Annotated in this window: 10 protein-coding genes; 1 reads left to right on the top strand and 9 read right to left on the bottom strand. The window is 64.9% G+C overall.

Going from position 1 to position 12,168, the window contains the following annotated elements; genetic code table 11:
* Nucleotides 1–6 precede the first annotated feature (6 nt).
* Nucleotides 7–798 carry a Rossmann-fold NAD(P)-binding domain-containing protein gene (locus tag AOA14_RS12160; protein ID WP_062902005.1) on the top strand — a complete coding sequence of 264 codons (792 nt, stop codon included), beginning with the start codon at nucleotides 7–9 and terminating at the stop codon, nucleotides 796–798.
* 31 nt (nucleotides 799–829) lie between these two features.
* On the opposite strand, the gene AOA14_RS12155 is transcribed toward AOA14_RS12160, so the two are convergent.
* From AOA14_RS12155 to AOA14_RS12115, 9 genes are all read right to left on the bottom strand, one after another.
* Entirely contained in the window at nucleotides 830–2,119 is a 1,290-nt protein-coding gene (locus AOA14_RS12155; RefSeq protein ID WP_238929649.1) for a DUF445 domain-containing protein, read from the bottom strand.
* A gap of 72 nt (nucleotides 2,120–2,191) precedes the next feature.
* Nucleotides 2,192–5,608 carry an efflux RND transporter permease subunit gene (locus tag AOA14_RS12150; protein WP_058812899.1) on the bottom strand — a complete coding sequence of 1,139 codons (3,417 nt, stop codon included), beginning with the start codon at nucleotides 5,606–5,608 and terminating at the stop codon, nucleotides 2,192–2,194.
* A gap of 40 nt (nucleotides 5,609–5,648) precedes the next feature.
* Nucleotides 5,649–6,833: an efflux RND transporter periplasmic adaptor subunit gene (locus tag AOA14_RS12145; RefSeq protein ID WP_062902003.1), complete on the bottom strand. Its 1,185-nt coding sequence runs from the start codon at nucleotides 6,831–6,833 to the stop codon at nucleotides 5,649–5,651.
* A gap of 312 nt (nucleotides 6,834–7,145) precedes the next feature.
* Entirely contained in the window at nucleotides 7,146–7,418 is a 273-nt protein-coding gene (locus tag AOA14_RS12140) for a GlsB/YeaQ/YmgE family stress response membrane protein (protein WP_058812897.1), read from the bottom strand.
* Between the two features lie 118 nt (nucleotides 7,419–7,536).
* Entirely contained in the window at nucleotides 7,537–7,791 is a 255-nt protein-coding gene (locus AOA14_RS12135) for a GlsB/YeaQ/YmgE family stress response membrane protein (protein ID WP_058812925.1), read from the bottom strand.
* 925 nt (nucleotides 7,792–8,716) lie between these two features.
* The gene (gene nadA, locus AOA14_RS12130) at nucleotides 8,717–9,706 is read right to left on the bottom strand and encodes a quinolinate synthase NadA (RefSeq protein ID WP_062902002.1); all 990 of its coding nucleotides are present in this window, start codon (nucleotides 9,704–9,706) and stop codon (nucleotides 8,717–8,719) included.
* A gap of 94 nt (nucleotides 9,707–9,800) precedes the next feature.
* Nucleotides 9,801–10,514, bottom strand: a complete 714-nt coding sequence (locus AOA14_RS12125; protein WP_062902001.1) for a hypothetical protein — start codon at nucleotides 10,512–10,514, stop codon at nucleotides 9,801–9,803.
* 80 nt (nucleotides 10,515–10,594) lie between these two features.
* On the bottom strand, nucleotides 10,595–11,197 hold the full coding sequence (locus AOA14_RS12120; protein WP_062902000.1) for a DUF4230 domain-containing protein: 603 nt from the start codon (nucleotides 11,195–11,197) through the stop codon (nucleotides 10,595–10,597).
* Nucleotides 11,194–12,123 (bottom strand): MBL fold metallo-hydrolase, encoded by a 930-nt coding sequence (locus AOA14_RS12115; protein WP_234179419.1) that lies wholly within the window; start codon nucleotides 12,121–12,123, stop codon nucleotides 11,194–11,196. Before AOA14_RS12115 ends, AOA14_RS12120 begins: the two co-directional genes overlap by 4 nt.
* Nucleotides 12,124–12,168: the final 45 nt, after the last annotated feature.

The following is a 12,168-nucleotide window of genomic DNA, read 5'->3' as shown; positions in this document are numbered from 1 at the left end:
GCGGCGATGGGACATATGCTGATTTTCGGAATGGGCTATGCGGCGGGCCATATCGCCGACCGGTTGCGCGCGCGCGGGTGGGAGGTGAGCGGGACGACGCGCGACGGACGCGGCGACAGCATCGCCTTCGCCGACGAGGCCGCGGTGCTGGGCGCGCTGCGATCGGCGACGCATATCCTGTCGTCGGTGCCCCCGGCGGACGGCACCGACCCAGTGCTCGCCCGCTATGGCGAGGCGGTGGCGCTCGCGCCGGCGGGGTGGACCGGATATCTTTCCTCGACAGGCGTTTATGGCGATACCGGCGGCGCGTGGGTCGACGAAAGCGGACCGGTGAAGGGCCGCCGTCCCGACCGCAACGCCGCCGATGCGGCGTGGGCCGCACTGCGCGGCGACATGTGCGTCTTTCGGCTGCCGGGCATCTATGGTCCCGGCCGCAGCATCCTCGATCGTATCCGCGAAGGCCGTGCGCACCGGATCGATCTGCACGACCAGGTTTTCAGCCGCGTCCATGTCGACGATATCGCAGGCGGCGTGATCGCCGCCTTCCGCGGCCCGGCGGGCGTCTACAATCTTGCCGACGAGGCGCCGTGCCACCAGAACCGCCTCGTCGAATGGGGCTGCGCGCTACTGGGGGCGTCGATGCCGCCGCTGCAATCGCTCGACGCCGCCGGCCTGTCGCCCGCCGCGCGCGCCTTCTATGCCGAGAATCGCCGCGTTGCGAACGGCAAGGCGAAACGACTGCTGGGGTGGATTCCGCGCTACCCGAGTTTTCGCGAGGGACTGGCGGCCTGTCTTTAGGCCAGCGGCTCCACCCTCCACGGGGCGACGGTCAAATCCAGATATCGATTGTGTGGATCAAAACGCCCACCAGTCCGCCGACCAGCGTGCCGTTGATGCGGATATATTGCAGATCGTCGCCGACCGCATTTTCCAGCCGGTCGGTGATCGTTTTCGCGTCCCAGCCGCGGATCGTGTCCGACACCAGCTTCAGCGCCGTCTCGCCATAGCTGTCGACCGCGCCGACGACGGCGCGGCGGGCGTAGCGGTTGAGCGTGCGTTTGATCGCCTGGTCCTCGCCCAGCATCGCGCCGAACTGCGTCACCAGCTCGCCGATCCGGCCCGCGAGCATCGTCTCTGGATCGCGCGCCGCGCGCAGCAAGGCGCCCCGCCCCTGTTCCCACAATCCGTCGAGCCAGCGCTTGACCGCCGGGTTGTCGAGCAGTTCGTCGCGCACCCGCGCAACCTTTTCCTGCATTTCCGGGTCATGCTGCAGATCGAGCGCCAGCTTTGCGAGCCCCTCTTCGACGCGGATGCGGATCGGATGGGTTTCGTCGACCGCCATTTCGCTGAGCAGCTTCGACAGGCCGGCGACGATGCGGTTCGAAATGCTCTCGTCGAGGCCGGTGAAGCGGACGATGGCCCCCGAATTGTCGTGGACCATCTGGTGGATCAGATGCTCGTTGAGGTCGAGCGTCTTCGACCCCCATTTGACCATCGCATCGAGCAACGGTTGATGCCGCCCCTCGGCCAGCGCCGCCTGCAGCGCCTGCCCGAGCAGCGGCGCGACATCGAGTTCGCGCAGCCGGTCCGCGATCGCCGATTTGACCATGCCGCCGAGCCGCTGCTGATCGAGCGCGCCGAGCCCGTCGGCGATGATCCGCGACGCGCCGAGCCTCAGCCGCCCGCCGCCCTCGGCAGGCTGCGAGAGGAATTTGCCGACTGCGCCCGCAACATCGACCGTCTGCATCTTGCGCGCGATCAGGCGCGGCAACAGGAAATTGGTGAGCAGAAAGCGCGCCAGCGTGTCGCCGATGCGATTCTTGTTACGCGGCACGATCGCCGTGTGCGGGATCGGCAGCCCCATCGGGTGACGGAACAGCGCGGTCACGGCAAACCAGTCGGCCAGCCCGCCGACCATCGCCGCTTCGGCAAAGGCGCGGACGAAGCCGACGGCGGGATGCACATCCTGATAATATTTTGCGGTCACGAAGACCGCGGCCATGAAGAGCAGCAGTCCGGTTGCCACAATGCGGATGTTGATGCCGCCGGTCGGAACGGCGACGCCCACTCCGGCGGGGTGGGCGCGCCTGCTTTCGGTCGGGGGCGATACGCTGGTCATGCCGTTCAAATGGGGCAGCCCGCCAAAGGTTGCAACCGGCGGACCGCGCGCGCGGTCGCCGGTCGCGTCCGGTTACTCGGCCGGCTGCGGCGCGGCATCGCCGTGCGGCCGCGTATCGTCGCCCTTCTTGTAGGTGAGCAGATTGCTCGAGAAGAAGCGGCCAAGGCGCTTTTCGATGCTGTCGGCCAGGCTGAAGCCTGCGGGCACGATCAGCAGCGTCAGCATCGTCGACAGGATCAGGCCGCCGATGACGACCACGCCCATCGGCGCGCGCCATGCACCGTCACCCGACAGCGACAGCGCCGTCGGCACCATGCCCGCGACCATCGCGACGGTCGTCATGATGATCGGCTGCGCGCGCTTGCGCCCTGCATCGACGAGGGCCTCGACCTTGCCGATCCCCTTGTCCATTTCCTCGATCGCGAAATCGACGAGCAGGATCGAGTTTTTGGCGACGATCCCCAGCAGCATCAGCAGGCCGATATAGACGGGCATCGAGATCGGCATCCCGGTCACGAGCAGGCCGAGCAACCCGCCGAGCGGTGCCAGCAGCAGCGACGACATGTTGACCAGCGGCGACAGGAAGCGGCGATAGAGCAGCACGAGCGTCGAGAATACGAGCATCAGGCCCGACACGACCGCGATCAGGAAGTTCTTGATCAGCTCGGCCTGCCACTTCTGGTCGCCCTGGATGACCTTGCGGATGCCCTGCGGCATATTCTTGACCGCGGGCAGCGCATCGATCTTTTGCTGCGCATTGCCCGTGACAAGGCCGGGCGCAAGATCCGCCCCGATGACGATACGCCGCGTCTGATTGTAGCGACGCAATTCGGTCGGACCGGCGCCGAAGCCGATTTCTGCCACCGATTTCAGCGGCACGGTCGTCCCGCGCGAGGTCGGCACCGGCAGATTCTCGATCGTCGCGAGGCTGCGGCGCGAATCTTCTGACAGCAGCACGCGGATCGGTATCTGGCGATCGGACAGGGAGAATTTCGCCGCATTCTGATCGATATCACCCAGCGTCGCGATGCGGATCGTCTGGCTGAGCGCCGCGGTGGTCACGCCGAGTTCGGCGGCCAGATCCATGCGCGGATTGACGATGATCTCGGGCCGCGGAATGTCGCCCTCGATCCGCGGCGCGCGCAGTTCCTTGAGCTTGCTCATTTCGTCGACGATCTTGAGCGCGTGCTTTTCCAGCGCGACCGGATCGTCGCCGCCGATCACCATCGTGATGTCGCGGCCCGAAAAGCCGCCCGACTGGCTCTGGAACGACACGCGCGCATCGGGAATCGCCGTCAACTTCGGCTGCAGGCTGCGTTCCCATTCGACGCTGCTGATATCGCGGTCCTTCTTGAGCGTCAGGAAGGCATTGCCGCCGCCGACATTGACGTCGAAAAAGGCCGTATCGACGGCGGGGCTTGCGCTGAGTATCGACGAAACCTGGTTCGCGATATGCTCGCTCTGCGCCAGCGTCGATCCCGGCGGCAGCTCATATTTGATCTGGCTGTAATCGCTGTTGATCGTCGGCTGGAACTGCTGCGGCAGCGTGGCGAACAGGACGATGCTCAGCACGAAGGCCGCGGCGCCGATGCCGACGATCCACACGCGGTGATCGAACAGCCGTGCCCAGGCGCGCTGCAGCATGAACTTGGCCCAGCCGGTAAAGGCCCATTGGCGCATACCGACAAACCAGGCGAGCGCACCGAGCAAGATCGCAAGCAAGCTGGTCGCAAGGAAGACGATCACGGTCAGCGCCGGCGTGCGCAGCAGGAAATACAGCGCCGTATTCGGCGCATCCTGACCGACCGGCACCGGCTGGAAATAGGCGTAGGCCGAATAGAGGACGAAGATGCCCGACAGGATCAGGGGAACAGCGAGGAAGGCGAGCCGGGTCGGAACCGCTTCGTAGCGGGCGCGCACCGCGTGATGCTTGCCATTGTCGAGCGTCCAGCGCAGCACGCGCTCGTAACGATCGATCCACGGCCCTTCGGCGTGCGCCTGTTCGCCATGCGCGGCCAGGAAATAGGCCGCGATCATCGGCGTTATCATACGCGCGACGGCAAGGCTCATCAGCACCGCGAACACCACGGTCATCCCGAACTGGATGAAGAACTGGCCCGAGATGCCGGGCATCAGCGCGACGGGCAGGAAGACCGCGACGATCGACATCGTCGTCGCCACAACCGCGAGCCCGATTTCGTCGGCGGCGTCGATCGAAGCCTGATAGGCCGTCTTGCCCATACGCATATGTCGGACGATATTTTCGATCTCGACGATCGCGTCGTCGACCAGTACCCCGGCGACAAGGCTGAGCGCCAGCAGCGACAGGCTGTTGAGCGAAAAGCCCATCAGATCCATGAACCAGAAAGTCGGAATGGCCGACAGCGGGATCGCCATCGCGCTGATCATCGTGGCGCGCCAGTCGCGCAGGAACAGGAAGACGACGACGACGGCGAGCACCGCGCCTTCGATCATCGCGGCCATCGAGCTGCGATATTGTTCCTTCGTATATTCGGTGCGGGTGAAGAGGATCTTGAACTTCACCTTGGGGTTGTTCTTCTCGATCTCCGCCAGCTTTTTCATCGCCTCGTCATGGACGCTGACGTCGGACGAGCCCTTCGCCTTTTCAATCGAGAAGGACAGCACCTGACGGCCGTTGATCTTCGCCAGATTACGCTGTTCGGCATAACCGTCGGTCACCTTGGCCACGTCGGAAAGCTGGATCGTCCGGCCGTTGCCGATCGAAATGCGCGTTTCGCCGAGCTGGAATGCATTCTGCGCGTTGCCGAGGACGCGGACCGCCTGTTCCGACCCGGCAATTTCGGTGCGCCCGCCCGCCGCGTTCAGATTGACCTGACGGAGCTGCTGGTTCACCTGGCTCGCGGTCAGGCCATAGCTCTGCATCCGCGCGGGATCGAGGATCACGCGGATTTCGCGGTCGACCCCGCCCGAACGGCGCACCTGGCTCATACCCGGCACCGACAGCAGCTCTTTTGCGACCGTATTGTCGACGAACCACGACAATTGTTCGAGCGTCATGTCGGTCGCTTCGACCGAGAAATAGGTGATCGGGCCGCCGGCGATATCGACACGGATCACCTGCGGCTCGAGAATCCCGTCGGGCAGATTGCTGCGGATTTGGGAAATCGCCTGATTGACGTCATTATAGGCGCGATCGATCGGTGTCCCGATCGCAAATTGCACCATCGTACGGCTGCTGCCTTCGCTGACATAGGAGGACAATTCGTCGACGCCGCTGACGCTGCGCACCGCAGCTTCGACGCGCTGCGTCACCTGCGTTTCGAGTTCCGCTGGCGCAGCGCCCGGCTGCGCGACGATGACCTGCACCGCCGGGAATTCGATATCGGGATTGTCGTTGACGTCCATCCGGTTGAAGCTGACGATCCCCGCCAGCAGCAGCAGCGCGAACAGGACGATCGGCGGCACCGGATTGCGGATGCACCAGGCGGAGATGTTGCGAAAGCTCATGATTCAAACGCCCTTGTGCGCAGTCGGTCCGGGGAGAGGCTTATTGCGGCGATTTCTGGATCGTCGGCTTCACCTTGTCGCCGACGTTGAGGAAGGCGCCCGCCAGCACGACGACCTTTTCGTTGCCGGTCAGACCCGACGCGATCGACACGCCGCCATCGGTGACGGTGCCGACCTTGACCGGACGCCGTTCGATCTTGTCGTCCTTGCCGACGATCAGGACATAATTGCCCTCGGGACCGCTCTGCACCGCGCTTTCGGGAAGCAGAGGCGCCTCGGCCGAACCCGAGACCAGGCGAGCGTCGGCGAAGCCGCCGGGACGCAGTGCATCGCTGTAAGGGACGGCAATGCGCACGGTGCCCTGCCGCGTGTCGGGATTGACGACCGGCGACACCTGCCACACCTGTCCGGCGATCTGCAGGTTGGTGCCGACCGGGGTTACGGTCGCGCGTGTTCCGGTGCGGACGCGCTGGAGATCGCCCTCGGCCAGTTGCGCGAGCATTTCCATTTCGCCGGCCTTGGCCATGCGGAACAGCACGCCGCTGCCGGCGCCGACGACCTGGCCCGGTTCGACCTGACGCGTAAGCACCAGACCCGCCGCAGGCGCGACGATGTTCAGACGGCCGTTGCGCGCAACGGCTTCCTTATACTGCGCTTCGGCAACGCGAACCCGCGCGTTCGCAGAATCGCGCGTCGCGCGCTTGCGGTCGAGGTCCGCTTTCGAAATGAAGCCGCGTCCGACCAGCGCTTCGGCGCGATCGAGTTCGGATTGCGCCAGATCGGCGTCCGCCCTGGCGACGCGGATCGATGCGGAAAGGCTTGCGGCCTGCTGCGCCTGCACCGAGCGGTCGATCACCGCGAGCGTCTGGCCCGCGCCGACCCACTGACCGGGTTCGACCAGAACCCTGACGACCTGGCCGCCCTCGCCCGCGATACCGACCGGCATCTCGCGCCGTGCGGCGATGGTGCCATTGGCGGCGATGACCGCTTCGACCGACTGGCGGCCCGGGATCATCACCGTCACGGTCGGCGTGCTGGCGCCCGCAGCGGCGCCCGCGGCGCCGCCCGAGGCCGCGCCGTCGCCGGCCTTGCCCGAACCGAACGCAAACCAGGCGACGGCAAGCACGATCGCGGTCAACACCAGCGCGACGATCAGGATCGTACGCTTGCGGCGATTGTCCGCCTCTTCGTAAAAGCTTTGGGTCGAACCCGCCAGGCTATCCATCGAATCCACTTTCCGCTCGTAGTTCACATCGAACTCCCCATCCCTCCGCGCCGGCGTGTGCCGCAGCCGTCAACGACGACCGCCCCCTCTTCCGAACGGTAGGACAAATATGTCGAAGGTGTATTACCCTATTACATCACCACTTACAAGAGGCGATTGAGCCCGCGCACACCCCGCACACAGCTGCGCGCGACTAGGCGAAATCATCCGTCTTTTCCAGCGTTTATGCCCATGAAAAAGGGCGGCCTGCTGCCGCAGACCACCCTTTTTCGAGCCTTCGCTCCGTTTTGGAGCTATGTCGGTTTCAGCGCTTCAGCGCACCCTGCCCCGCCGGACCAGATTGACGATGGCAAGCAGGATCACGGCGCCCAGAAAGGCCGTCAGCAACGTCTTCGGATCGAACGCGTCACCACGCAAATGGCCGCCGCCGATCAGACCGCCGAGCAGAAACCGACCCAGAATAGAGCCGATGCAGCCGACGATGATATTCAGGAAAATGCCTTGTTGTGCGTCGGTACGCATTACGATGCTGGCAAGCCAGCCGATGATGCCGCCCACGACGATAGCGATGATGAAATCGATCATGACATTGACCCCCTACGATCATTGTTGCCCGCCTGTCTGCGGGTATGTGCTTGATAACGCGAACGGCCCCGATTGCCTAACGAATTGGCGGCGACCCGAAGGACGCCGCCATCGGACGTCAGCGGACGCTGCCGCGGCGCACCAGATTCACGATCGCCAGCAGGATGATCGCACCCAGCAGCGACACGAGGAAGCTGTACAGCGTAATCGCGTTGTTGATCGAACCGCCGCCGATCAGCAAGCCGCCGATGAAGGCGCCGATGATGCCGACAACGATATTGAGCAGGATGCCCTGCTGCGCGTCGGTGCGCATGACGATGCTGGCGAGCCAGCCGACCACACCGCCGACAACGAGCCAGATGATAATGCCGATCATGTTGCAATCTCCTCCTTGGACACAGTCGAACATCGATGCGGCACCCGTTCCGACGCTCGGCCGGTCGCGGTGCGACATCGCTTCAACGATGCGATCATAATGTCGATGGAGGGCGAAAAGTTCCCGGCCGCTTCCCCGAAAGGTCACGGCCGGGACAGTGGGATCAGTTCCGGTCGGGGAACTGCTCCGGGTCGCAGGACGGGATTTAGGGGGATTGGTGCGCCGCGGTTGTGACAGACATCACAGGCGCCAAAAAAAGTGCCGAAGGCAGGCAGCGGCAGCGAAATGCGCACCGCGCAAACGAAATGGGGGCCGACATCGCTGCCAACCCCCACTATCCGGTTTCGATCGTTGCGCGTCCGTTCCGCTTCATCCCGAACCGCTGGCCTGGCGACCAGCAGCCCGCCAAACGATGCGTCGCGGCGCGCGCCGGCTCGATCCGGCGATGGTTCGGTCGGCCCCCTTTCGGGGGCCGGCCTCACCCGGAAAGCCCTTCGTCATCCGGTCTGCGCGTCCGCCGAAGCGGTCGCCGTCCAAGCGACGGTCTGCTTTCCCGTACCCGATCGGGTTCGCCTCAACTCGTGGGAATCGCGGCGTTCCGTGATCGAGCTATCGGTCAATTTCCTCGTCAACCGGCCCGTTCTCTTCTGGCTAGTCTTGCAACCACCCTTCGTGTCCCGGCGGTCCGACGTCTCTGTCGTCCGATGATTTGAAGCTGACATGAAGGCCACGGAGCGCCAAATAAAAAACGCGCTTTCGCGCGCAGTACACTCCGCCTTCTGTGGATAAGTCCGGCATTAGCAACAAGCGGATTCGGTGCAGCATTTTTGTAACAGCGCTGCAGCATTTTCGGATTCGCCCAGAGGCGGTTTGACCGACGACTCGCCGATCCGACTCGCCCCGCGCGACGACGACTCGCGACTCAGCGGGCGCCCAGATCGCCCTTGCCGACGGTTCCCGACGCCATTTCGAGCATCCTGTCGAGGCTCTTGCGCGCGGCAAGGCGCAGGTCCTCGTCGAGTTCGATCTGCGGCTTCAGGTCGCGCAGCGCGATGTAGAGCTTTTCCATCGTGTTGAGCGCCATATAGGGGCAGATGTTACAGTTGCAGTTGCCGTCCGCACCCGGCGCACCGATGAAATTCTTCTCGGGCAGCGCGAGCTGCATCTGGTGGATGATATGCGGTTCGGTCGCGACGATCAGCGTATCGCCGTCGAAGGTCTTGGCGAATTGCAGGATGCCGCTGGTCGATCCGACATAATCGGCATGATCGACGATATAGGGCGGGCATTCGGGGTGCGCCGCGACCGGCGCGTCCGGATGCTGCGCCTTCAGCTTCAGCAGCTCGGTTTCGCTGAAGGCTTCGTGGACGATGCACACGCCGGGCCAGAGCAGCATGTCGCGCCCGAACTTGCGGTTCAGATAGCCGCCGAGGTGGCGGTCGGGACCGAAGATGATCTTCTGTTCGGGCGGGATCTGGCTGATGATCGTCTCGGCGCTCGATGAGGTCACGATTACGTCGCTGAGCGCCTTTACCGCCGCTGAGCAGTTGATGTAGGTCAGCGCGATATGGTCGGGATGGGCGGCGCGGAACCGCGCGAATTGTTCGGGCGGGCAGCTGTCCTCCAGGCTGCACCCGGCGTCGAGATCGGGCAGGATCACGATCTTTTCGGGGCTGAGAATTTTCGCGGTCTCGGCCATGAACTTGACCCCGCAAAAGGCGATGACATCGGCATCGGTCTCGGCCGCCTTGCGCGAAAGCTCGAGCGAATCGCCGACGAAATCGGCAAGATCCTGAATTTCCGGCTTCTGGTAATAATGCGCCAGAATCACCGCATTGCGCTCCTTGCGCAGACGATCGATCTCGGCGCGCAGGTCGAGGCCGGAGAGATTTTCGCGGACGGGAGCAGTCATGGCGGTTCCTTGTCGGTGCTTGTCGGGCGCTCCCTACACCGCCGTCAGCGCGAGGGCAAACGCGCCCGCCGCGCCATATGTCGGCTGCGGCCGGTCAGCCGCCGCCAAGGCGCCGCGCAAGCTCCTCGACCGGCGGTGCCAATGCGAGCGAGTAGACCGCAATGCGGGTTACCACGACCGCGAGCGCGACCCGGATCGTCGCCGGGTGCACGCGCCCGATCGTGCGGCGGTCATGGAGCGCGATCAGGCCGACGATCGCGAGTTCGACGAGGCCGATCGGAATGTCGGACCAGCCGATCATCAGCGGTAGCGGCAAGACGCGCCCAAGCGCCGGTTCGAGGACGATGATCGTCGCCCCCAGCATCAGGCGCCGGTGCCAGTCGGTGGCACGGCGGCGGCGGATCGCAGCATAGACAAGCACCCCGAAAGCGATCGCTTCGATTGCGGTCAGCGCGAGAAAATAGGGTGCGGTGAAAAAGGGCGGCTGGCGGTGCAGGATCACCGCGGCAAAGCCGGTGAAGATGCCAAGCCCGACGATGATCGTCGCCAGCGCGGCGCCGGTCCAGCCAAGCTGGCGGTGCAGCGTCCGGTTGCCCGCCGCCGCCAGGCGAGGCTGGACTACGAGAAGCCCGAGCCAGCCGAACATCGCCAGCGCGTGCAGATGCACCCAAATCGGTGCGGCTACCGGATCGGCCAGCCCGCGAAATGCGAACTGGGCGAATGCGACAAAGATGAAAAGCGCGAGGCCGATTGCCATACGCTGCCAGAAACGCTCGCCGGCGAGCGCGCGATTTGCGGTCGTTGCCATGCCATACCCCCCTCAGGCCGGACAGGCGGCGGAAGCTAGCGTGAAGCCCGCTCGGACGAAAGCCGAAATTTCGGTGAGGCTCAGCGCCCGAAGCGCGCCGTAACCTTGGCGTCGATCCCCGCGGCTTTGAGCGGCATCGAAAAGCTTTGCTCGATCGCCGTCCGGGCGGCATTTTCGGCGAGCCGCATCGGCGTGTCGCCCCGCGCCTGTCTGATCAATTCGGCCTGCCCCGCCTTGCGATTCGCGGCATCGAGCGCCCGTTCGGCATCGGTGAGCGTCAGAAGGATCAGCCCGTCGCGATATTCGCTGATCGCGTCGATGTCGATTTCCGGGCCCGCGAGGCGTAGTGGCGGCAAGGTCACGGTCAGCGCGTTGGTCGCCGCATCCCAGTCGAGATCGGCGGACTTCAGCTTGGCGAGATCGACCTCGTACCGCACCGTCCCCGGCATGATCAGCGTCTTCTTGGCTTCCAGCCCCAGCCGGCTCTGCGTCGAGGTCACGACCGCGACATAGCGGGCGGTGAAGGGCACGAGGACATTCTGCTCCTGAAGCCCCTGCAGGCTCGCCGCGACCACGGTTTGCGGATCATAGCTCTTCTGCCACCCGTCCCACGCGCGCCATCCCAGAAAGATGGCGAGCGCCAGCAGCGCGACGATCAGGACGCGGAACGATCCCCTGGTCATGCCACCAGACGCCAGCAGTCCGCGTCGCGCGCCACCCGGCCGCGGCTTTCAAGGTCGAGAAGATGGGCGAGCACCGATCGGCCCGCGGCGCCGGTCAGGCGGGGGTCGAGCCCCTTGTACATATGCTTCACCATATCAGGGACGACGCGCGGCCCCTTTTCGAGTTCCCGCAATATCTGGCGCTCGCGCTGCCTGCGATGCCCCAGCATGCCGCGGACGAGCTGTTTGGGCTTTGCGACCGCCGGGCCGTGCGCCGGATAATAGACGCGGTCGTCGCGGTCATAGAGCTTGGCAAGGCTCGTCATATAGGCGGCCATGTCGCCGTCGGGCGGGCTGACGACGCTCGTCGACCAGGCCATGACATGGTCGCCGGTGAACAGCGCGCCGCTTTCGACAAGCGCATAGCATAAATGGTTCGACGTATGGCCCGGTGTCGCCACCGCCTCGATCGTCCAGCCATCACCGGCGATCCGCTCGCCGTCGGTCAGCACGCGGTCGGGCGCATAATCGGGATCGAAGGCCGAATCGGCGCGCGGGCCATCGTCCGAAAGCGCGAGCGGTGCGCAGCCGATGATCGGCGCGCCCATCGCCTCTTTCAGCGGCGCTGCCGCGGGGCTGTGGTCGCGGTGCGTGTGGGTGCAGAGGATCGCCGCCACACGCTGCCCTTCGACGGCGCGCAAAATCGCATCGACATGGCCCGCGCCATTCGCGTCGGGCGGATCGCCGATGCTCATCCCCGATCCCGTCGGGCCGGGGTCGATAATCGCAACATCGCGCCCGGCACCGACGATCCATGTCTGGGTGCCGGTGAAGGTATAGGGGGACGGATTGGGCGCAAGCACGCGGCGCACCAGCGGCTCATGCTGTTCGCAGTCGCCGGCACGGATCGTGTCGGGCCAGGGTTTTTCTTCGCTCACCCTTCCCATGTGGCATCGCGCGGGCGAAAGGAAAAGCCCGCGCCCGCCGAAAGA

It is taken from the genome of Sphingopyxis terrae subsp. terrae NBRC 15098 (assembly GCF_001610975.1).
GTDB lineage: Bacteria > Pseudomonadota > Alphaproteobacteria > Sphingomonadales > Sphingomonadaceae > Sphingopyxis > Sphingopyxis terrae_A.
This window is presented reverse-complemented; position numbering and strand designations above follow the sequence as displayed.

Coding starts and splice junctions, on each gene's coding strand:
- nadA (WP_062902002.1), bottom strand. CDS start 9,706: ATGACTGCTCCCGTCCGCGAAAATCTCTCCGGCCTCGACCTGCGCGCC.
- AOA14_RS12120 (WP_062902000.1), bottom strand. CDS start 11,197: ATGACCAGGGGATCGTTCCGCGTCCTGATCGTCGCGCTGCTGGCGCTC.
- AOA14_RS12145 (WP_062902003.1), bottom strand. CDS start 6,833: ATGGATAGCCTGGCGGGTTCGACCCAAAGCTTTTACGAAGAGGCGGAC.
- AOA14_RS12140 (WP_058812897.1), bottom strand. CDS start 7,418: ATGATCGATTTCATCATCGCTATCGTCGTGGGCGGCATCATCGGCTGG.
- AOA14_RS12155 (WP_238929649.1), bottom strand. CDS start 2,119: ATGACCAGCGTATCGCCCCCGACCGAAAGCAGGCGCGCCCACCCCGCC.
- AOA14_RS12150 (WP_058812899.1), bottom strand. CDS start 5,608: ATGAGCTTTCGCAACATCTCCGCCTGGTGCATCCGCAATCCGGTGCCG.
- AOA14_RS12125 (WP_062902001.1), bottom strand. CDS start 10,514: ATGGCAACGACCGCAAATCGCGCGCTCGCCGGCGAGCGTTTCTGGCAG.
- AOA14_RS12115 (WP_234179419.1), bottom strand. CDS start 12,123: ATGGGAAGGGTGAGCGAAGAAAAACCCTGGCCCGACACGATCCGTGCC.
- AOA14_RS12160 (WP_062902005.1), top strand. CDS start 7: ATGGGACATATGCTGATTTTCGGAATGGGCTATGCGGCGGGCCATATC.